Here is a 21205-nt window from a genome sequence, read left to right on the forward strand (position 1 = left end):
GGAATAGTGCAATTGTCAGAAATAGAAAAAAATTTAACCTATTTATAAATGACCCTAGATCATCTTTATGCAACGTTTAAGGAAAACGTTTGCGTTACGTGTCCATTATAAAGTATTCTTGTGGTTTATGCAAGAGGTTTCCTAAACTTTTATGATTTTTTCTGCAGGTTCACCCCACGCCTAGTTTATCCTTTTCTTATTTTCTTGTCAACTATTTGTGTGTATTTAATAGAAGATAAAAAATTTTTAATTTTTTTTTGCACAAAGAACTTGCAAACGTTTTCTTCCTGTGATATACTATTCGTGTTAAGGAAAACGTTTGTCTAAAACGTTTTCAACTAATAATATTATTTTTATTCTTTAGGAGGAATAAATCATGAAACGCACAATTCTTCGAAGCGCTGCTGTACTTGGTACAGTTGGATTCGCATCACTTCTTTTGGTAGCTTGTGGAGGCAAAAAAGACGACTCTGCTGCTTCTGAAAACGAGTTGACAGTCTACGTTGACAATGGTTACAAAGCTTACATGGAAGAAGCTGCGAAAGCTTTTGAAAAAGAAAGTGGAACAAAAGTAACGATCAAGACAGGTGACGCTCTTGGTGGATTGGACAAATTGTCTCTTGACAACCAATCTGGTAAAGCTCCAGACGTTATGATGGCACCATACGACCGCGTAGGTGGTCTTGGTAACGACGGTCAATTGGCTGAAGTGAAATTGAACAAAGACAGCAAGACCGACAAAACAACTGAATCACTTGTAACAAACGGTGGTAAAGTATACGGTGCACCAGCAGTTATCGAAACATTGGTTCTTTACTACAACAAAGACCTCATGCAAGAAGCTCCAAAAACATTTGGTGAACTTGAAGAATTGGCAAAAGACAGCAAGTATGACTTCGCTGGCGAAGCTGGTAAAAACACTGCCTTCCTTGCTGACTGGACAAACTTCTACTATGCATATGGACTTCTTTCAGGTAACGGTGGATATGTCTTCGGTAAAGATGGTACAGATCCAAAAGATGTTGGTTTGAACAACCAAGGTGCGATCGATGGTATCGAATACGCGAAAACTTGGTATGCTAAATGGCCTAAAGGATTGCAAGACACTAAAGGTGCTGCAAACTTCATCCAAACTCAATTCCAAGAAGGTAAGACAGCTGCCATCATCGATGGTCCATGGAAAGCATCTTCATTGAAAGAAGCAAAAGTAAACTACGGTGTAGCAACTATCCCTACTCTTCCAAATGGAAAAGCTTACTCTGCCTTCGGTGGTGGTAAAGCTTGGGTTATCCCTGCAGGTGCTAACCACCCTGAAGCAGCTCAAAAATTTGTAGACTTCTTGACTTCAACTGATCAACAAAAAGCTTTCTACGATAAGACAAACGAAGTGCCAGCTAACACAGAAGCTCGTGAGTACGCTGTTGGTAAAAACGATGAATTGACAACTGCCGTTGTTAAACAGTTTGAAAATGCACAACCAATGCCAAACATCTCTGAAATGAGTACTGTTTGGGATCCAGCTGCAACTATGCTCTTCGACGCTGTAAGTGGTAAGAAATCTTCTAAAGATGCTGCTGACGATGCTGTGAAATTAATCAAAGAAACTATCGAACAAAAATTCGGTGGCAAGTAATACAGTTCCCAAGGGGCTGGGAATCTTTCCCAGCCTTTCGCTGTGATGTGGCCTCTGGTCGCTCACTTATAAGGAGTCGATATGGAAACACAACAAAATCCCAAAAAGGCAATGTGGCTATCCCTCATTCCTGGCTTGGGACAAATCTATAACAAACAGAAAGCAAAAGGATACATCTTCCTTGGTGTAACACTTGTCTTTCTCGCATACTTTTTCGGTATTGGTTTGGAGGAATTGTCTAAACTAATTACCCTCGGTACTGTCCGTGGAAAAGATAATTCTCTTTTTATCTTAATTCGTGGTGCCTTCCACTTAATTATCACCGTCGTTTATTTGATGTTCTACGCCTTGAATATCAAAGATGCGGGTACTGTAGCTAAGCGGATTAATAACGGTATTCGAGTGCCGAAGACCCTAAAAGAGATGGTGAATGCTATCTATGAAAATGGCTTCCCCTATCTCTTGATCATCCCTTCTTATATTGCCATGACCTTTGCAATCATCTTCCCTGTTTTGGTTACCTTGATGATTGCCTTTACCAACTACGACTTTAAGCATACAGCTCGTTTTACGCTCCTTGATTGGATCGGACTTCAAAACTTCACCAACATGTGGACTTTGAGTACCTTCCGTTCTGCCTTTACATCTGTATTGGGCTGGACCTTGATCTGGGCCTTGGCAGCTTCTACTCTTCAAATCGTTCTTGGTATCCTAACGGCTATTATTGCCAACCAACCATTCATTAAAGGAAAACGCATCTTCGGTGTTATCTTCCTTCTTCCTTGGGCGGTTCCTGCCTTCATTACGATCTTGACATTCTCAAACATGTTCAACGATAGTATCGGGGCCATCAATGCGCAAGTCCTTCCGCTCTTTGCGAAGATTTTCCCATTCTTGGATGGGGTTCTCATTCCTTGGAAAACTGATCCTACCTGGACGAAGATTGCTTTGATTATGATGCAAGGTTGGCTCGGCTTCCCTTACATTTACGTCTTGACACTCGGAATCTTGCAATCTATTCCAAACGACCTTTACGAAGCAGCCTATATTGATGGGGCCAACGCTTGGCAAAAATTCCGCAACATTACCTTCCCAATGATTTTGGCGGTTGCGGCACCAACTCTCATCAGCCAATACACCTTCAACTTTAACAACTTCTCCATTATCTACCTCTTTAACGATGGTGGACCTGGATCTGTTGGTGGTAATGCTGGTTCGACAGATATCTTGATTTCTTGGATCTATAAATTGACAACGAACTCATCACCTCAATACTCAATAGCTGCTGCGGTTACGTTGATCATCTCTTTGATTGTCATCTCGATCTCGATGATTGCCTTCAAGAAACTGCACGCATTTGATATGGAGGATGTGTAAAATGAAAAATTCAGTTCAATTTAAACGCCGCCTTAATCATTTCTTGACTTACCTCTACTTGGTTGTCCTTTCCATCATCATCATCTATCCATTGTTGATCACGGTTCTTTCAGCCTTCAAAACTGGTAATGTCAGTGCCTTTACGCTTGATTTCAGTGGCAGTCTCAGCTTTGATAACTTCCAAAAACTCTTTACGGACACCTTATATGGTACCTGGTATCTCAACACCTTGATCATCGCCATTATTACCATGGTCGCTCAAACATCCATCATTACCTTGGCAGGATATGCATACAGCCGCTACAACTTCTTGGCTCGTAAGCAAAGTTTGGTCTTCTTCTTGATTATCCAAATGGTGCCTACCATGGCTGCTTTGACTGCCTTCTTCGTTATGGCCTTGATGTTGAATGCCTTGAACCACAGCTGGTTCCTCATCTTCCTCTATGTCGGTGGAGGAATCCCAATGAACGCTTGGTTGATGAAGGGTTACTTCGATACAGTCCCAATTTCACTTGATGAATCTGCAAAATTGGATGGTGCTGGACACTTCCGTCGCTTCTGGCAAATCGTCCTTCCATTGGTTCGCCCAATGATTGCGGTACAAGCTCTTTGGGCCTTCATGGGACCTTTTGGAGACTACATCTTGTCTAAATTCTTGCTTCGCGATGAAATCAATTACACGGTAGCTGTTGGTCTTCAAACCTTTATCAGCGACCAAAAAAATCAAAAGATTGCCTTCTTTGCGGCAGGTGCGATTCTGATTGCAGTTCCAATCTGTGTTCTGTTCTTCTTCCTTCAAAAGAACTTTGTTTCAGGCTTGACAGCTGGTGGGGATAAAGGATAAAATAAACTTTTCTATAACCTTCCAGCCATGATGAAAAGGACAAGATCTCCTCTCGTGCTTTTCTCCCAGTCACATTAATTTTATCTTTAAGGAAAGGATGGGAGTGGGACAAGGGTAGCAAGTTGATTGATTTGCTACCAGTTTCTCTCCCATCTTTGGTTAAGGATAAAATCTTGTTATGCTCTCCATACAAGGGAAATCCATCCCGGAGATTAGAAAGGTCTCTTCATGCCCTATCCATTTAACTATTTTTCCAGCCTTTTTCAGGTAAGAAAAGCATTTGCCAACCGCAAACAACTTAATTGGTTCCAAATGATCTTTACCTCACTCTTTCTTCTATCCTTGACCCTCATTCCTGTTGCCGTTCAAAATGCGGAACTACAGACCTACCCCTTAACCACCTTCGTTAGTGATGTCTTTGATCCCTTAACAGACGATGTTATGAAGGATTTTAAAGAAAACATACAGATAAATCAGCAAGAACTAGTCTATAACAGTCATTTTGGAGTTCATAAAAATGAGGCTGGTCATGTTATCTTAGGCCATCACGAAGGAACTCAATTAGGAGAAAAATTAACTCTTTATTTCGATAAAAATCAATTGATTGTAAGTAAAGAAAAGAAAGAACTGGCTACGATTCCTTACCAAGCCATCAATCAAGAGAGCATCCAGGACAAAAAGGAACTCACTAAGGCCATTTCCAAAGATTGGTTCCAGGCCAATCGATTGGCTGTTAGTCTCTTCCTCGTCCTCTTCTCAGGTTTCTTATCTGCTGTGAATTTTGCTATTTTAGTATTTGGAGCTTCCTTCTTCCTCTTCTTGACACGGAAGTCACGTCTCTTCTCTCTCAAGACCTTCAAAGAATGCTTCAATTTCACACTCAACTGTCTAGGATTGCCTATTCTTGCGAGCGTCCTGATCAGTTTATTGTTCCACCAAGTCTTTACTACAACCATCTTGATCCAAAATATCCTATTTGTCTTGTTCCTCGCGCTTGCCTTCTATAAGACTCATTTCCGGGATCCAGATTACAAACCTTAGGGAGGTCCTTTATGCGTGTCACCATCAAAGATGTAGCCAAACTTGCCGGCGTTGCACCATCTACCGTTACACGAGTGATTCAAAATAAATCTACCATCAGTGAAGCCACTAAAGAACGGGTTCGTTCTGCCATGAAAGAACTAGATTACCATCCAAACCTCAATGCTCGTAGCTTAGTGAGCCAGTCCAGTCAGGTCATTGCCCTTGTCTTGCCTGATGAAAGTGATGTGTTCTTCCAAAACCCCTTCTTCCCTACGGTCCTCCGTGGGATTAGTCAGGTTGCTTCTGATTATGGCTATGCCATTCAGATTTGTACAGGGGCTAATGAAACCCACCGCCTCGATCAACTCAAACAAATGATTTATGGTAAGCGGGTAGATGGACTCATCTTCCTCTATTCCAAATTGAATGATCCTTTGGTTGACTTCTGTATTCAAGATAAATTTCCTTTCTTGATTTTGGGAAAAGCAACTTCTCCTTTTGTATCCTTAGTCGATAACGACAATGTTAAGGCCGCCTTTGATGCGACCGAATATTTCATCAAGAAAGGATACCAACACATCGCCTTTGTTGGAGGAAATAAGGAATTGGCCGTTTCTCAAGACCGCTACAAGGGCTACCAAGAAGCTCTTGCCAGTCACCAGATCCCTCTCCGTGAGGAATTGGTCAAGTTCTCCTTTGGTTTCATGCTAGAAGAAAATTCTTACCAAATCATGGATACCCTGCCTTTTGAAGAACTGGAAGCACTTATGACAACAGATATCCTAGTTGCTGAAGGGGTTCGGAGATACCTGAGCGACAAACAAGTCGATCTTCCAATTATTTCCTTCGACTCTATTCAACCACGAATTCCAATTGACGCCTATATTGATATCAATACGGTCGAATTGGGACGCGAATCTGTCAGAACCTTGCTCCAAATTATTAAGGACAACAAGGAAAACAAAACTGTTTGCTACAGACAGCTCATTGAACACTCGATTATTGAACTTTAGGAGAACCTATGACCACCAACTTTGCAGCTTATTTAGACGACCAAGACTTGATTCGCATGGAAGGAGGAGAGAGCGTAATGGCCTCTCTTCCTTTTACATTGACGTCTGGTTCGAAAACAATTGAACTTCTGCCGACAGAGGAAGAAAAAACTCTTCGAAGCCCCCTTCCCATCGACATGAGTCAAAGCTATACCCTCTCCAACGCTAAGGGAGAAACCTGCCTCCTACACTACCGCGACATCGTCCGCCAACCCATCTTTGATCAGCTATATGCTTATGATGGAGAGGATTTAGGAGCTCGTTACTCCAAAGAAAAAACCTGCTTTGCCTTTTGGGCTCCCATTTCTCAAGAGGTTCAGCTCTTGATCAACCAAACTGCCTACCCGATGGAGCTGACAGAAAAAGGTGTATGGCGTTTAGAACTCGAAGGAGACTGGGAAAAAGCCTCTTATTACTACCAGCACCAAGTCAACGCTGTAACCCATATCGTCCATGATCCTTATGCTCTTTCTTCTGAAGCCAATTCAGGAGCTAGCTATGTCATCGACCGACACAAGATTGAGCGCCCTATCCAGAGAGCCGCAACCCAACTAGATCCGACTCAGGCTATTATTTATGAATTGAGCGTCCGGGACTTCTCCATGCAAAAAGAAGCTGGTTTCCAACATCCTGCTACCTTCCCAGCTCTCTTAGAATCTCCTAAGCATGGAGACCAGACCTTTGGCTTTAACTATTTGAAATCCCTGGGTATTACTCATGTTCAGCTCATGCCCCTCTATGATTTCGGAAGCGTAGATGAAACAAATCCTACTGCTTCCTACAATTGGGGCTATGACCCTGTGCAATACAATGTTCCTGAGGGAAGTTTTAGTAGCCAACCAAATGATCCTTACCAACGGATCCTAGAGTTGCAGCAAGTGATTGATGCCTATCACGAAGCAGATCTCAGCCTCATCATGGACGTGGTCTATAACCATGTTTACCTCTCTGACGAGTTTGCCTTTGAGCGGATTGTCCCAGGCTATTTCTATCGCTATGACCAGGATCGCCAACGAACCAACGGAACCTTCTGTGGCAACGATGTAGCCAGCGAGAGAGCCATGGTGCGCAACTACATCAAGCAGTCAGTCAAGCAATGGGTTCAACTTTACGGTTTTGATGGTTTCCGCTTTGACTTGATGGGCATTCTTGACCGCCAAATCATGATGGAAATTCAAGAAGAATTAGGAGCCATTTACCCCAACATTTACCTTTATGGGGAAGGGTGGAAGATGGATACCGGACTGGATCCTGAACTCCTGGCCCATCAATACAATGCCAGTCAACTTCGTCCGTATGGCTTCTTTAGTGACAACTTCCGTGATACCATTAAACGAAGCATCCTGAACGAAGGACGTATAGACAGTCACTATCAGGCCAATGACCTGGCTAATATTTTGACTGGTAACGTCGGACTCAAAGGAGCCCCCCACTTTGTGCGTCCTCAACAGGCAATTAACTATGTGGAATGCCATGATAACGCAACCTTCTTTGACTACCTCAAGGTTGAAAATCCAAACGTTTCAGAGGAGGTGCGTCAGGCTAAAGCTCGACTTGGCTTGCATCTCGTCCTCTTGGCTCAAGGAGTTCCCTTCCTACATGCTGGTCAAGAGTTCTATCGCAGCAAGGGCTTAGAAGAGAATACTTACAATCTTCCAGATGCTCTAAATCAACTAGACTGGCTTTCTTCTACAGCTTATGAAACAGATATTCAGTTCCTGCGTGAATTGATTGCCTATCGTAAAAAGGAAGAGCTCCTTCGCTTTGACAAGGCTCAAGATATACGGGATTACTGCCAAGTCACTTGGATCTCAGAGAAGACCTTCTCTTACAGTATTGAGAAAGACGGTCGTAAGTTGCTTATCTTGGTCAACCTTGGGGATCAAGAATGGACTTATCGACTCAAACAATCAGCAAGATTAGTAATTGCCTACCCTCATGTGTTTGGGAGAGAGCAAGAGCTTTCTCAAGAAGAATTTACCGTTCCGGCCCATGGTTGGATCTTGGTAGAACAAGCATAAAAAAATTCCTGCAAGAAGTTCTTGCAGGAATTTTTTAGTCTTCTACTTCGACAAAGCGTCCAATAATATGAACATTGTCTGAAATTGTTATAAAAGCTTGAGGGTCCGCTTTTTTCATTAAAAATTTAAACTCATTAAACTCTGCTCGGGTAATAACCGTGAGTAAGACGGCTTTTTCCTGATGATTATAGGTCCCTTCAGCATTGTGGATAATAGTTGCCCCGCGATGCAATCGCTTATGGATTTTCTCAATAATCTTATCCGGCTGGCTAGTGACAATCATGGCTTGCATCCGCTTCTGCTTGGTAAAGACAGCATCTGTCACTCGACTGGAAACAAAAATGGTAATCATCGAATAGAGGGCATACTTCCAACCAAAGGTCATCCCTGCTATCAACATGATGGTCCCATTGACGATGAGAGAAATTTTGCCGACGTTCTTGCCCGTTCGCTTTCGAATGGTCAAACTGACAATATCGGTTCCCCCACTGGAGATATTATTCCGAAGGGCAAAACCAATCCCTGTCCCCATAACCACACCCCCAAACAAGGCGTTCATGATAGGGTCATTGGTGAGCGTAACTACTGGGACAAATTGGATAAAGAAGGAACTCATGGACACCGTGATAAAGGTGAAAATGGTAAACTTATGGCCAATTTGATACCAGGCGATGATCATTAAGGGCAGATTGATGGCATAAAATGACAAGGAAACAGGAATGGTAAATCCCAAAAATCGATCGCTAAGAGCTGAAACAATCTGTGCTAACCCTGTCGCTCCACTCGAATAGACACGTCCCGGCTGGAAAAAGAAGTTCACAGCAATCGCAGATAAAAATCCATAGACCAATGAGGCTGAAATCTTTTCATCATATTTTTCGCGGGAAATGCTTTTCAAGACCCGTAATAATTTAAAATTATAAGCAATTCTTCTCACATAATAACGTAAGATTTTACCTAAGCGAGTTTTTTTCATGACTATCTCTCAATTTATAAATAAAGGGAAAATCTCAGAAGCTACTTCTGCGGATTATCCGCTTTTATTCTTACTCCTCAGTTTTGACTTCTACTTGTAGACTCAACTCTTCCAGTTGTTTGGTAGATACTGCAGAAGGGGCTTGGGTCATTGGATCTGTTGCCTTGTTGTTCTTAGGGAAGGCAATCACTTCACGGATATTCTCCTCACCAGCTAACAACATGACAAAACGGTCCAAACCAAGAGCCAATCCACCATGTGGAGGGAAACCATAATCCATAGCTTCTAGCAAGAAACCAAATTGCTCTGTCGCATCTTCTTTTGAGAAACCGAGAGCCGTAAACATCCGTTCTTGCAATTCTTTTTGGTTGATCCGGAGACTTCCTCCTCCAAGTTCGTAACCATTGAGCACAATGTCATAGGCAATAGCACGTACCTTAGCGAGATCGCCCTCTAATTCATGAGCTGTATCTGCTTGTGGAAGTGTAAAGGGATGGTGGGCACTCATGTAACGGCCTTCTTCTTCAGACCACTCAAACATTGGCCAATCTACCACCCAAAGGAAGTTGAATTGATTGTTGTCGATGAGGTCTAATTCCTTGGCAATTCTGCAACGAAGGGCACCTAGGGTTGCATTGGCTACTTCTAGTGTATCCGCTACAAAGAGGACCAAATCTTTTTCTTCCAACTGTAAAGCACTTGTCAACTCTGTTGTCACGTCTGTCAAGAACTTAGCAACTGGGCCGTTTAAAGCACCATCAGCTACCTTGACCCATGCAAGACCTTTGGCCCCATATTGTTTGGCTACTTCGGTCATCTTATCGATATCTTTACGTGAGTAGTTGTCTGCTGCTCCTTTGACCACAATGGCTTTCACTGCTGGAGCTTCTGAGAAGACCTTGAAGTCTACACCCTTTACAACTTCTGTCAAGTCTGTCAAGAGCATCTCAAAACGAGTATCTGGTTTGTCCGAACCGTAAAGAGCCATCGCATCATCGTACTTCATCCGCGGGAAAGGAAGGGTGACTTCAATTCCCTTGGTTTCTTTCATGACACGCGCGATTAAACCTTCGGTAATGTCTTGAATTTCTTGCTCTGTCAAGAAGGAGGTTTCTAAATCGACCTGTGTAAACTCAGGTTGACGGTCTCCACGTAAATCTTCGTCACGGAAACATTTGACGATTTGATAATAGCGGTCAAAGCCTGCATTCATCAACAATTGTTTCGTGATTTGAGGGCTTTGAGGCAAGGCATAGAAGTGACCCTTGTTAACACGAGATGGAACGAGATAGTCACGCGCCCCTTCTGGAGTTGACTTAGAAAGGAAAGGTGTTTCCACATCAATAAATTCCAACTCATCCAAGTAATTCCGAATAGAGTGGGTTACCTTGGCACGCAATTTCAAGTTTTCCAACATTTCTGGGCGACGCAAGTCCAAATATCGATAGCGTAGACGGGTATCATCGTTGGCTTCAATGCCATCCTTGATCTCAAATGGTGTGGTTTTTGCCGTATTGAGGACAGTTAAGGAAGAAACATGCATTTCAACCTGACCTGTTGCAATTTTATCATTAGCTTGCTGTCTGGCAGCAACTTGACCTGTCACTTCGATTACATACTCGCTACGAAGGCTCTCAGCCGTTGCCATTACTTCCGAATTGACCGTCTCTGGATTGATGACCAATTGCATAATCCCTTCACGATCTCGCAAATCAATAAAGATCAAGCCACCCAAATCACGGCGTCGACTCACCCATCCTTTGAGGGTTAGTTCTTGTCCAATGTGTTCCTCGCGAACACGTCCAGCATACATGGAACGTTTCATTGTATTTTTACTCTCCAAACTAATATTCTTCCTTCTATTTTACCATAAAGCCTGTCAGATAAGTGCTTTTCCAGAGATTTTTCCAGAAAAAACAGTTCTTTTATTCAGCTTCTTTCCCGGTAGGAGTTTTCTCTTGTTTGGCCTCTTCATCGTATAGGGTTGGGGCCAAGATTTTCATCAGACTAGCTGTTCCAAAACGCATGATAGCTGCCAAGACTCCAAATATTGGAGCCAAGCCACGGAAAAAGAAGTCTCCTCTGATGAATTGGGTGATGAGGCCCGTAATGAGAAAGATTACGATTCCTTGAAGAATTGCATAAACAGCTATTTTCTTCATTGTTTTCATGGTTTACCAGTTCCTCTCTTTCTAGTAGACAGACTTATCCACAAGTCTGTGGATAAGTCTGTGAATATGGGGATAAGTTTCTTCAAAACCATAGGAAAAAGGTTGAGACTGGGTATTCTCAACCTCTTCGCATCTTACTTAAATTGATCCGGCTGGCCTTTATAGTTAGCCCAGTCCTGACTTAAGAAACGATTGTTAATCTTGTATTCAGGAGCCGGTTGAGGGTTGGAGACAAAAGGATCAACTGCTTTGTCAAAGGCCAACCATCCATTCCAGCCCATATGAATGGTGTCCTGCATAAAGTAAGGTTTATCACCATCTTTAGAAAAATCAGCAATATGGGTAAAGCCTTGACTTTCTAGTTGGTAACGGATTTTTTCAACTGTCCGTTGATACATTTCTTTACTCAAACCTGTATAAGCCATCCATTTCGAGTTCACTGGAGGGATGACAAAGATGACATTGGTTTTAGATTGAGCAAACTGATCCAAGACCAGTTGTAAATCATTGTATTCTGGGGATTGTTCATAGGATTCATTCTTTTGGAATCCTTTGAGTTTCTTGAGCTTACTCGCAAGACGATGAGTATAAAAACTATTACTAATGCCTAGTTTATTATTATTGGTTTTCTTTTTGGCTTCCGCCGTCGCCACCTCTTCCAAGGCTTCGTAAGAAAATGTATCTGGCAAGTCGTTTAAGCGAGAGAGAACTTTCTTCTCATAGTTGCTATTGTTCATTGCCGTAAAGGTGCTAAAGAAGGCATCCTCCCGACGAACAAAGCGCATGAGGGTCTGATTGAGACCTTTTTCAAAACTAGATAGATTTTGACCTTTGGCTAGCTTCTGAACTCCTCCCTGCATAGCAACATTAGGGTACTGCTGCAAGAGACGAGATGCCGCATACTGGCTTGCTGGTCCAGCTTCCTGATTGGCCAAAAAGCTCGTTAATTGGTCACTGTTAAAGTATTGCTGAAAGGCCGATGAATCATAACCATCCTTCGTAAACCACTGGGGCGATACCACATAGACAGCCGTTTTCCCTTCTAGTTGAGGAAGAATTTGCTGCATCCCAAAATATTGGTTCAAAGACGCTGCCCCTCGTTGTCCTAGAAAATACGGACGATAAGAGCGATCATACTTCTCTGCTAGTACTGCTGGGTGGACGATGTCAAATCGCAACCATTCGCTGGAACCAAAGAAGGGTACAAAACGATAGTTGGGATCCCCGAGCGCTTCTTCCTTACGGGCACGACTTTTGAAGCCTTCTGCCGTCAGGCTCACTGCGGCCTTTTTCTCTTCTGTCAGATTATGTTTGTGGTTAATCGGATAGAAAAAGAGAAGAGTAGCGACAAGAGCCATGGCGCAAAAGACTGGACCCAGAATCAGCCACAATCGTTTAAGCATTCTGAAGCTCCATGACACCTTCTACGATTTTGTTGGCAGTATTCCAGTCATCACGACCAAATTCAGATACTGGAACCCGAATATCGAAGCGGTTTTCCAATTCAACAATCAACTCAACGGTTCCCATGCTATCAAGAACACCCGCATCAAAGAGATCCTCATCCATCATGTCTGAGACATCTTCCATAAACAATTCGTCAATAATTTCAATTACTTGTGATTTTACATCCATTTTTCATTTTTCCTTTTCTTATTTCATTTTTGGAAACCATTGCTGATCCAAGAAACCTGAGAAGATCAGGAAGGACAGCATAACGGTGTTGAAGGTAATAAAGATTCCAAGAGCCTGAGTCCAACGATTATCTGGCAGGGGCTCAAGTCCTTTTGCTTTGCGCTCTTTATTCAGTGTCTTCTTCTTCCGAAGCCAGGCATCATTGATCACGAGACCTAGACCGTGGAAAAGACCATAAGCAACATAATACCAGGTCACTCCATGCCAGAAGCCCATGACCAACATGTTGATGATATAGGCAACGTTTGACGTTGTAATCCGACTCTGAAAGACCTTGTTGCGCATCAAGACCATGACCAGACGCATAAAGACAAAGTCACGGAACCAGAAAGACAAGCTCATGTGCCAACGATTCCAAAATTCCTTTAAATCACGCGACTTGAAAGGGAGGTTAAAGTTGATTGGGCTCTTAATCCCCATCAAGTTGGATGCCGCAAGGGCAAACATGGAATAGCCTGCAAAGTCAAAGAAGAGGTCCAAACCAAAGACATACATCACCCCTAAGGTTCCTAGGTTAAAGATGCCCCCTTGAAGAAGGGCATAAGTCTTGACATGACCTAGCAAGAGATGACCAAAGATATGAGCTAGAATAAACTTATAGAGAAAGCCAAGCATGATATACTTGACGCTCTGCTCCAGCATATCGAGGAGCTCATCCCGATCTGGAATCGTTAGGTAATCTTCATTGAAGCGTTTGAAGCGGTCGATCGGCCCACTTGAAAAAGTCGGCATAAAGAGCAAGAAACGCAAGAATTCCCAGAGACTAAATTCTTTGAGGGTCCCATCTCGCATCTCGATAATCATCCCTACCGCTCGGAAGGTCAGATAGGAGATCCCAAGGAAGCCCATCCAAGACTGGGTCCCATCAATGGCTGGTTGCACCTTCACAAAAACCAAGGGCAAAACGACCAAGAAAGAGTGAAGGTAAAAGACCCACTTGTTATCACGCTGGCTTCGATAGATTTTATAAGAATAGACCCAAAGGATTTGCCAAAAGAGGTAGAAAAGAACCGCATAGATTTGTTTCAAATCCGTCCCTGTCAACATCAAAACAATAAAGGCTAAGCTGACCAAGGCTTCATAGACTGGGAAACGCTTCTTAAAGAAGAGACCAACAAAGATAGGCAATAAGGCCCCAATCAGATAAATAAAGTAGACCGGGGTGCCATAGGGTTCTAAATGAGGGAGCTGTTTCAAGAACTCGATCATCGGTTGTTAACCTCGCTAATCAACCCTTTGATGTCGATTTTCCCGTTTGGAGTTAGCGGCAAGCTGTCACGGTAGAGGAATTTTGAAGGCATCATATAAGACATCATGATGTGCTCCAAATCTTCCTTGATCGCTTTCGTGATATCAATTTCGCGCTCAAATTGTTCCTTGACCCCATCTTTTAAGATGACATAGGCCAAGAGATTTTGAACCTTGTGATCTTTGTTGTAGCGCGGTACTGCGACAGCCGAGTCGATGTACTGAGACTTATTCAAGTTTTGAGAAACATCCTCTAATTCGATACGGTAACCATTAAACTTGATCTGGAAGTCCATCCGTCCACCATAGAGAAGGAGGCCTTCATCTGTCATGGTTCCGACATCTCCCGTATGGTAGGCTGGAAGACCTTCAAATTCGAAGAAGGCTTCTGCTGTTTTCTCTGGATTATTCATATAACCTTTTGAAACAGCTGGTCCAGACACGATGATTTCCCCTTGCTCTCCATTTGGCAATTTGTTCCCTTCCTCATCAATGATGAAGGTTGGAGAATCTTCTTTGGTATAGCCGATTGGCAAGCGTTTAAGAGTCGCTAACATCTCATCTGTGATAGCCACTGCCGACAAAGCAACAGTTGCTTCCGTTGGACCATAAGCATTGATGATGCGTGCATTTGGGAAACGCTCGCGCAATTTCTGAGCAGTTTTAACGGTCAACTCTTCCCCATCAAAGTAGAAATGGGTAATGCCTGGCATCTTTTCAGCATTGAAATCTTCAGACAGCATGGCCATATCTGCAAAAGATGGCGTCGAAGTCCAGATTGCAATCGGAAGAGAAAAAATGGTCGCAAAGAGTTGTTTGAAGTCTTGAGTGATGGCTGATGGAAGAGCAAAAAGGGTTCCACCAAGAGCCAAGGTTGGTGCCCAATACATGACAGACAAGTCAAAAGAATAGGGCGGTTGCGCCAACATTTGCGGACGCTCTGGCGTCGCAAATTCCTTGTCTGTGATCATCCAGTTAGTAAAGCTGAGCAAGTTATCATGCGAAATTTGCACCCCTTTTGGTTTTCCAGTTGTTCCAGAGGTAAAGATGATGTAGTAGTTATCATCCCCTTTGACAGGATGTTGCAAATCATAAGCATTCTGAGCCGCATAAGCTTCACGCACTTGCTCCAAGGACATGATCGGAGCAGCTGGGTTTTCGATTGGAAACTCATTGATGGCAATGATCAGGCTTGGCTCAGCCACTTCAAGAATGGCAGACACGCGCTCCAAGGCCGAATGGCTATCAATTGGGATATAAGCATGGCCAGATTTGGTCAAGGCCACAAAGGTTGCCAACATTTCATATTCTTGACCACCAAAGACCACAACAGGTGACTTTTCAGGAAGTCCCATTTGGTCAATGTGGGCTGCTAAGCTATCTGAGTCTGCCTTCAATTGGCCATAGGTATGCTCTTCTCCAAGGACATTGTAGACAGGATAGTCTGGTTGCAGTTGGGCGAAGCGCTCAATCGCCTCGATCATATCAGTAATTGGTTGGTTTGACACGGTAGGGATCTCCTTTAAAATTCATTATAGATAAAGCCACCCTGACCTTGACCAAGGTAACTAAAGAAATAGAGTAGGGCTAAGAAAATAGCGAAATACAAAATTGTTTGCCCTATAAATTTATAAAGTGTTTTATGTTTCATCTTTTTCACTCTTCATTTTGATTTTCACTGACTATTTTACCATTTTTTGTTCAGTCATAGCAATCCAAACACAAAGAAATAATACTAGAAAACGTTACCATACGAGACGATTACTATCCTAATTTAAGCCAACCGCTATCTAAGCCTTATCTTGCCGTTTCGCAACTCTGACGAATCAACTCCAAACACTTGTCTAGATCTACATCTCTTTCAAAATGGTCGGGACTCCAGGGAACCTCTATATCCGGCTCCACACCTTGATCCGTCATTCCTTTTCCTTGATCCAAGCTTAGACAGCGAGAAGTAGGAAACATCAATCGATAATCCCCATAATCAACAGTACAACAATTGGAATAGTCTAAAATTCCTAGAGTTGGTCTACCTACCACTGTTACCTTCTTAAACTGCTTCATCATCTGGACAAAATTATCACCAGATGATCCACAATAAATATCTGATAAGATAAAGATCTGTTCGGGATATTGGCCACCTCTAACCTCTGGTAAGAATTCCTCGCTTTCTTGCTGATACGGTACATAGCCTTTCCCCCGATGGTGGATCAACTCCTCTTTCATATCTTCAAGTAGTTTAGTTGTTTCAGGACTAATTTCTTCCTGTTGCATCCAGTCCTCAAAGTCTTTCAAGCGTAAGTCGACATTGCGTTCCGTGTATAGAATTTCCATGCCATCATCGTCCCAGTCAAGCGAATCATAGCCCTGATCCTTCTCTAAGCCTAGATGTAACAGAGGAAGATATAGAGAATCTGTCCCTCCGCCGTTCTGTCGGACATCAATGAGAAGAAACTTGACCTCCGTCATCATGGGTAAACACTCTTGATATACCCGACTAATAGCTCCTTCATCCATAAAATTATCCAGACGAAGATAAAGAATCTCATCGTCTAATCGTTTCCAAAAAATCTGATCTTGGATTGGTTCTCGACTGGGCACTACTTCAATGGTCTTTTCTACCCCCTCCCGAAGCAGGGTGACCCTTGTGGACTGAGAGATCAAATCTGCCCATTCTCGGTAGTGTCTTTCAGGGGTCTTACTGATAAAATAGTCCTTATGGAGAGAGGCTACCTGCTCCAAGTCACTTCCATCCAAAGCTAAGATCTGATCTCCTGCTTGGAGTCCCGTGTCTTCATTCGCCTTTTCAACATAAAGTTGATGGTCCATTACGCGTAAGAGAAAGCCTTTCTGCCTAGCTTTTTTATTCTGAAAGGAGATATGGCCAATAATTCCAAAACTAGCTAGGTAAGTCTTAACTTGATAGAGAAAGGCATCATCCGTCATATCATCTGTCATTTTTTCTCGAAAAGGCTCTGGATCGCATCCTTTTCGGTCTTTGATGGTAGATGAATCGTGAGTCATAATGGAGACAACATCTTCAAAAATAGCTCTTTTTCTCATGCAGGACTCCTTAAATTTTTTAGAAATAGTATACCACTTTTCCTTAAAAAGTTCTTAAAAGCCTAAAAAGAGGCTGGGACAAAAGTCCTAGCCTCTCAATTGTCTTTGGATTATCGAGCAAGACGCAGTGGTTGAGTGGGCTCTACTACGCTGATTTTATCAGCTTTTACAGCCCTACTCAACTGTGCGGAGGTGGAACGACGAAATCGAATTCTAACGAATTACCGATTTCTGTCCCACTCTCTTCTATAAGTTCTTTCTTTTCTTAGCCTTCTTGGTCAAGGATACATCGCAATGATAAATTTCTTCTGTTAGGAGGGTCGTCATTGCAAAATCGTCAACTTCTGGTCTCAGATCCACTTCATAATCCAAGGTAAGCTGTTCCCCATTTTGGCTTGTATTAACCGAAATCAAGTCGACTTCTGTACAATTGCGATCCAACAGATGTCTGATCTTCTCTGCAATCCTAGCCTGATTTCCTAGCTCAATCGTCAGGTGACGGCGCCGTTGGTGGTCGGTCTTACTTTGCTTGGTTTCGAGCAAGAGCCAGATAGCTAACAGAAAGGCCGTAAACAAAACTGCCAATAAGAGGTAGCCCGACCCCGCTGCTAAACCAATAATCATGGCAAGGAAAATCGCGATCAATTCTCTCGAGCCGCTGGTAGCAGAACGAAACCGGATCAAGCTAAAGGTTCCCGCTACTGCAATCGAGGTCCCCAGACTCCCGTTCACCAGGAAAATCACCAGGGTCATCATGCAGGGAAGCAAGGTGAGACTGACGATAAATTCACGCGTATAGAGGGTACGGTATTTGTAGGTCCAAGACAGGGCCATCCCGAGCACCAGGCTGACCAGTAAGGCTAGCATCAGACGCACCGGATCTACGGTTGCCGTAGTATTGTTAAAAATAGAATCAAATAGATTAGACATAGGCAGCACCTGTCCTTTCTTGAATTGGCGTTGGTGCGTAGTCTAAGCCTTGTGACTTATGGTAGGCACAACTGTATTTCGAAAATTTCTGTTTGACCAGTCCGTACTTATCCAGAATGTCCTTCAGCCACTGAGGTTCTTCACCCGGGGCCTTGATTTCCATAATGATGGTATTTTCTTCTAACAAAGGCTCTCCAGCTTTCCCACGGAGGAGATTGACCTGCTGATCACGATAGACTAAGTTTTGGTCCAGGGTGACCCGAATCTTATTGTAAGGATAGCCTTGGATACTCTTCTTTTCTTTTAAGGACAAACGATCATAATGGATGTACATCTGAGGCTGTAGTCGGTAATCATAGCGCTGGCGCAGAGCTTGGATTTCTTGCACCAAGTCCAGATCCTGAATGGTCTGATCCACTAGTCCATCCGTCATGAGGCGGGTGATGGAGGAAGGGTTCGAGACCAGGCGGAACTTATGACCAATTCCTTCTGCATCCTTTGATTTTACTTCTAGAAAAGCCGGACTCTCCACTGTTGGATGCTCCACATAGGTCCGCATCCGGATCTTTTCACGACGGTTCTGTTTAGCAAGAGCATCTTGGATCACATCAAAGTCTTCGGTATCAAAATAGATATTCGAAATCGTGGAGATGGGATAATCGTCTTCAACAACATATTTCTTCAAATCTTTCAATAAATCATCCAAGTCTTCTTTATTCACCACATATTTGGTTTCAATCCGCTTGAAGCTTGTCTCTACCGTTTTTTTCATGTTTTTCTCCTTTTGTTCAATAAAAAGTTATCATTTTCTTTATCGTTTTTGTTGCAAAGCCACAAGTCGCTTTACTTGTTCCTTAGTTTAGTTGCCTTTTCTTAAGCTTTCATTAAGCCAAACTTAAAGAAAACTAAAGTTAAGGTTCCTTTCAGAAAAACTTCAGGAAACTTTCAGCTAGCAACTTTAGACTAGGAGCATATCAAGGGAACGAGAGGAAAAGCTCATGAAATCAAACAAATGGAAATTCTTATTAACGGGGGCCGCAACCCTCACCTTACTGACAGCTTGTACCCAGGCGTCATCACAATCAGCTACAAAAAGCAATACTGCACAAACAACCGCTACTTCTACTTCAAAAAATAAAACAAACAATTCCAACTATTTTACAGATAAGGACAAGGACACCTCTTATGATGAAAGTAAAGCCTCTACTGTAAAACTATCTGGATCTTCTGCAAGTGTATCAGGTGACGGCATAGCTGTATCTGGATCAACTGTGACCATCTCAAAGGCTGGAACCTATGTCATCTCTGGTGAATCCGATGGAGTTCAAATCAAGGTCGAAGCGGGTGACTCAGATGATGTTCACATCGTCTTGAAAGGCGTTACCATGACCAACACCAACGCGCCAATTTCTGCTACGAAAGCAGGGCATGTCTACCTCACTCTAGCAGACGGCACGACCAATACCTTGTCTGATTCAAGTTCAAACAATGATGAAGATGCCGACGCAGTGATCTTCTCTAAGGGCGACCTCACCATCAATGGTTCAGGTACGCTCAACATTGACGCTAAGAAGAACAACGGTATCAAAGCCAATGACACTCTCCATATCACAGGTGGAACCTATAAGATCACGGCTGTTGGAGATGCCTTCAACGTCAATGATGAACTCAATATCACTGGTACGACCATGACCATCGATGCAGATGAAGATGCAGTCAAGGTGGATAACGATGAAGATACATCTGTCGGAACCATGTATCTGTCTGACAATACCATGACCATTTCAGCTGGGGACGATGGCATCCATGCTTCTGGTGATCTAGTCATCGATAGCGGAACTTACAAGGTGACCGAGTCTGTCGAAGGCCTTGAAGGAAAATCAATCACCATTAACGGTGGAGATATCACCATCTACGCAAGCGATGACGGTGTCAATGCGGCCAATGCCAATGCCAACCAAGATGAAATTTTCTTCACCATGAATGGTGGAACCCTCAACGTTGAAGTTGGGCAAGGCGATACCGATCCAATCGACTCTAACGGCAATGTCACTGTGACTGGAGGAACCATCAATTTGACGGGACAATCCGGCTTTGACTTTGATGGAACAGCTACCTACACAGGCGGAGATATCTATATCAACGGTGAAAAACAAACAGAAATTGTCAACTCCATGCCTGGAGGCGGTGGGGCTCCCGGAGGTGGCGGACCTCAAGGCGGTGGACCTGGCAAGCCTGGTGGACGCTAAGTCCTTCTTCCAAGGCCACTAACTGAAGCACACAAGAGTTATTAAAAGATGACTCCCTCGCTTCAAATGAGATCACAAGGAGCTGACCCTTACAGGAGAGAAAGCTTGTATGAATACCTACTTCGTACAAGCTCTCTCCTGTTTTTTCGTGCTTTCCAAGCTTTTATAGTGTACAATAGAAGAAATAGCGCTCTATGATTAGAAAGGGATTTATATGATGTCTAAAAAAATTACTCTCCTTGCAACGCTCTTTTTGAGTCTTTTCTTCTTGACAGCCTGTATGTCTGATTTTCAATCATATTTCAAACCGGAAGAAACGAGCTCTCGTGCCTCTTCTAAAAAACAAGAGAAAAGTGAAAAAGAAGCCTCATCGTCAAAAAAATCATCTAAAGCTAGCTCTTCCAAAAAAGAGAAGAAAGAGTCTGAGACAGAAACCAGCTCTAGCAAAAAAATGGAGGAGCTCCCTGCCAATGCTAGCGAAGCTCCAACAGACAAGATCTATGCAACAGGCGATTCTGTCGTTTACTATAGAAAAGATGGCGATACATTAGAAGCCGCAACACCGGATTACGAAGGCTATACTAAAAAATTTGTTCAAAAAATTCTTGGGGAACCTGAAAATGTCCTTAACGACCCAAAGTATCTGGTAGAAACCTTCTCAGAAAAGGAACGGGAAAACCTCGTGAAACTATATCAAGAGGGACACTTAACAGATGAACAGCTTCGTGCTTTTTGGGCTGGTGCGATCGATATCGCTCAAGCCACTAGGTTCGGTCAAACGTACACGGTTTATATCTACAAACAGGGCCAAGTACAACTGGTCTTCAAAGAAGATAACCTTATCTACATCACTCCAAATCCAGAAGTGCTTTATTTTAACTAAGAAAAAGCCCTCTTCTCTATTGAGAAGAGGGCTTTGTTTC

19 protein-coding genes are annotated in these 21205 nt (G+C 43.0%); 8 read left to right on the forward strand and 11 right to left on the reverse strand.

Annotated features, from left to right (window positions below):
* Positions 1–376 precede the first annotated feature (376 nt).
* The 6 genes from L0M85_RS05455 to pulA all read left to right on the forward strand — a co-directional run bounded on the left by L0M85_RS05455 (position 377) and on the right by pulA (position 7950).
* Complete coding sequence (locus tag L0M85_RS05455; protein WP_048690288.1) at positions 377–1633, forward strand: extracellular solute-binding protein; 1257 nt, start codon at positions 377–379, stop codon at positions 1631–1633.
* Between the two features lie 81 nt (positions 1634–1714).
* Positions 1715–3010 carry an ABC transporter permease subunit gene (locus L0M85_RS05460; RefSeq protein ID WP_238656631.1) on the forward strand — a complete coding sequence of 432 codons (1296 nt, stop codon included), beginning with the start codon at positions 1715–1717 and terminating at the stop codon, positions 3008–3010.
* A gap of 1 nt (position 3011) precedes the next feature.
* Positions 3012–3854, forward strand: coding sequence for a sugar ABC transporter permease (locus tag L0M85_RS05465; protein ID WP_006596980.1), 843 nt, complete (start codon positions 3012–3014; stop codon positions 3852–3854).
* A gap of 228 nt (positions 3855–4082) precedes the next feature.
* Positions 4083–4895: a DUF1189 domain-containing protein gene (locus L0M85_RS05470; RefSeq protein WP_238656632.1), complete on the forward strand. Its 813-nt coding sequence runs from the start codon at positions 4083–4085 to the stop codon at positions 4893–4895.
* A gap of 11 nt (positions 4896–4906) precedes the next feature.
* Positions 4907–5890 carry a LacI family DNA-binding transcriptional regulator gene (locus L0M85_RS05475; protein WP_048690295.1) on the forward strand — a complete coding sequence of 328 codons (984 nt, stop codon included), beginning with the start codon at positions 4907–4909 and terminating at the stop codon, positions 5888–5890.
* Between the two features lie 8 nt (positions 5891–5898).
* The gene (pulA, locus tag L0M85_RS05480) at positions 5899–7950 is read left to right on the forward strand and encodes a type I pullulanase (RefSeq protein WP_238656633.1); all 2052 of its coding nucleotides are present in this window, start codon (positions 5899–5901) and stop codon (positions 7948–7950) included.
* Between the two features lie 34 nt (positions 7951–7984).
* Here the strand turns inward: pulA and L0M85_RS05485 are convergent, their stop codons facing one another.
* The 11 genes from L0M85_RS05485 to L0M85_RS05535 form a co-directional block, all read right to left on the reverse strand.
* On the reverse strand, positions 7985–8926 hold the full coding sequence (locus tag L0M85_RS05485; protein WP_048690300.1) for a YitT family protein: 942 nt from the start codon (positions 8924–8926) through the stop codon (positions 7985–7987).
* 70 nt (positions 8927–8996) lie between these two features.
* Positions 8997–10751 carry an aspartate--tRNA ligase gene (gene aspS / locus L0M85_RS05490; RefSeq protein WP_236128249.1) on the reverse strand — a complete coding sequence of 585 codons (1755 nt, stop codon included), beginning with the start codon at positions 10749–10751 and terminating at the stop codon, positions 8997–8999.
* A gap of 100 nt (positions 10752–10851) precedes the next feature.
* On the reverse strand, positions 10852–11088 hold the full coding sequence (locus tag L0M85_RS05495; protein WP_238656651.1) for a hypothetical protein: 237 nt from the start codon (positions 11086–11088) through the stop codon (positions 10852–10854).
* A gap of 143 nt (positions 11089–11231) precedes the next feature.
* Positions 11232–12500 carry a D-alanyl-lipoteichoic acid biosynthesis protein DltD gene (gene dltD / locus L0M85_RS05500; RefSeq protein WP_048715048.1) on the reverse strand — a complete coding sequence of 423 codons (1269 nt, stop codon included), beginning with the start codon at positions 12498–12500 and terminating at the stop codon, positions 11232–11234.
* Positions 12493–12732, reverse strand: a complete 240-nt coding sequence (gene dltC / locus L0M85_RS05505; RefSeq protein ID WP_006595371.1) for a D-alanine--poly(phosphoribitol) ligase subunit DltC — start codon at positions 12730–12732, stop codon at positions 12493–12495. Before dltC ends, dltD begins: the two co-directional genes overlap by 8 nt.
* Before the next feature lie 18 nt (positions 12733–12750).
* The gene (gene dltB, locus L0M85_RS05510) at positions 12751–14001 is read right to left on the reverse strand and encodes a D-alanyl-lipoteichoic acid biosynthesis protein DltB (protein ID WP_048690309.1); all 1251 of its coding nucleotides are present in this window, start codon (positions 13999–14001) and stop codon (positions 12751–12753) included.
* Positions 13998–15548 (reverse strand): D-alanine--poly(phosphoribitol) ligase subunit DltA, encoded by a 1551-nt coding sequence (gene dltA, locus L0M85_RS05515; protein WP_048690311.1) that lies wholly within the window; start codon positions 15546–15548, stop codon positions 13998–14000. Before dltA ends, dltB begins: the two co-directional genes overlap by 4 nt.
* Before the next feature lie 14 nt (positions 15549–15562).
* On the reverse strand, positions 15563–15691 hold the full coding sequence (locus tag L0M85_RS05520) for a teichoic acid D-Ala incorporation-associated protein DltX (RefSeq protein ID WP_006595368.1): 129 nt from the start codon (positions 15689–15691) through the stop codon (positions 15563–15565).
* Between the two features lie 146 nt (positions 15692–15837).
* A complete protein-coding gene (locus L0M85_RS05525) occupies positions 15838–17103 on the reverse strand; it encodes a S41 family peptidase (RefSeq protein WP_125329302.1) in 1266 nt (421 codons plus the stop codon).
* 246 nt (positions 17104–17349) lie between these two features.
* Complete coding sequence (locus L0M85_RS05530) at positions 17350–18033, reverse strand: DUF4956 domain-containing protein (RefSeq protein ID WP_061564513.1); 684 nt, start codon at positions 18031–18033, stop codon at positions 17350–17352.
* Complete coding sequence (locus L0M85_RS05535; RefSeq protein ID WP_125329303.1) at positions 18026–18805, reverse strand: polyphosphate polymerase domain-containing protein; 780 nt, start codon at positions 18803–18805, stop codon at positions 18026–18028. The genes L0M85_RS05530 and L0M85_RS05535 overlap by 8 nt, the downstream gene beginning before the upstream one ends.
* Before the next feature lie 226 nt (positions 18806–19031).
* On the opposite strand from L0M85_RS05535, the gene L0M85_RS05540 reads away from it, so the two are divergent.
* Complete coding sequence (locus tag L0M85_RS05540; protein WP_125329304.1) at positions 19032–20282, forward strand: carbohydrate-binding domain-containing protein; 1251 nt, start codon at positions 19032–19034, stop codon at positions 20280–20282.
* 217 nt (positions 20283–20499) lie between these two features.
* Positions 20500–21165, forward strand: a complete 666-nt coding sequence (locus L0M85_RS05545) for a DUF4947 domain-containing protein (RefSeq protein ID WP_223356315.1) — start codon at positions 20500–20502, stop codon at positions 21163–21165.
* Positions 21166–21205: the final 40 nt, after the last annotated feature.

The organism is Streptococcus sp. DFI.7.26, assembly GCF_022240605.1.
Lineage (GTDB): Bacteria > Bacillota > Bacilli > Lactobacillales > Streptococcaceae > Streptococcus > Streptococcus xiaochunlingii.

Coding starts and splice junctions, on each gene's coding strand:
- dltC (WP_006595371.1), bottom strand. CDS start 12,732: ATGGATGTAAAATCACAAGTAATTGAAATTATTGACGAATTGTTTATG.
- L0M85_RS05540 (WP_125329304.1), top strand. CDS start 19,032: ATGAAATCAAACAAATGGAAATTCTTATTAACGGGGGCCGCAACCCTC.
- L0M85_RS05525 (WP_125329302.1), bottom strand. CDS start 17,103: ATGAGAAAAAGAGCTATTTTTGAAGATGTTGTCTCCATTATGACTCAC.
- L0M85_RS05485 (WP_048690300.1), bottom strand. CDS start 8,926: ATGAAAAAAACTCGCTTAGGTAAAATCTTACGTTATTATGTGAGAAGA.
- L0M85_RS05460 (WP_238656631.1), top strand. CDS start 1,715: ATGGAAACACAACAAAATCCCAAAAAGGCAATGTGGCTATCCCTCATT.
- L0M85_RS05470 (WP_238656632.1), top strand. CDS start 4,083: ATGCCCTATCCATTTAACTATTTTTCCAGCCTTTTTCAGGTAAGAAAA.
- L0M85_RS05545 (WP_223356315.1), top strand. CDS start 20,500: ATGTCTAAAAAAATTACTCTCCTTGCAACGCTCTTTTTGAGTCTTTTC.
- dltB (WP_048690309.1), bottom strand. CDS start 14,001: ATGATCGAGTTCTTGAAACAGCTCCCTCATTTAGAACCCTATGGCACC.
- L0M85_RS05520 (WP_006595368.1), bottom strand. CDS start 15,691: ATGAAACATAAAACACTTTATAAATTTATAGGGCAAACAATTTTGTAT.
- L0M85_RS05475 (WP_048690295.1), top strand. CDS start 4,907: ATGCGTGTCACCATCAAAGATGTAGCCAAACTTGCCGGCGTTGCACCA.
- aspS (WP_236128249.1), bottom strand. CDS start 10,751: ATGAAACGTTCCATGTATGCTGGACGTGTTCGCGAGGAACACATTGGA.
- L0M85_RS05465 (WP_006596980.1), top strand. CDS start 3,012: ATGAAAAATTCAGTTCAATTTAAACGCCGCCTTAATCATTTCTTGACT.
- pulA (WP_238656633.1), top strand. CDS start 5,899: ATGACCACCAACTTTGCAGCTTATTTAGACGACCAAGACTTGATTCGC.
- dltD (WP_048715048.1), bottom strand. CDS start 12,500: ATGCTTAAACGATTGTGGCTGATTCTGGGTCCAGTCTTTTGCGCCATG.
- L0M85_RS05495 (WP_238656651.1), bottom strand. CDS start 11,088: ATGAAGAAAATAGCTGTTTATGCAATTCTTCAAGGAATCGTAATCTTT.
- L0M85_RS05455 (WP_048690288.1), top strand. CDS start 377: ATGAAACGCACAATTCTTCGAAGCGCTGCTGTACTTGGTACAGTTGGA.
- L0M85_RS05530 (WP_061564513.1), bottom strand. CDS start 18,033: ATGTCTAATCTATTTGATTCTATTTTTAACAATACTACGGCAACCGTA.
- L0M85_RS05535 (WP_125329303.1), bottom strand. CDS start 18,805: ATGAAAAAAACGGTAGAGACAAGCTTCAAGCGGATTGAAACCAAATAT.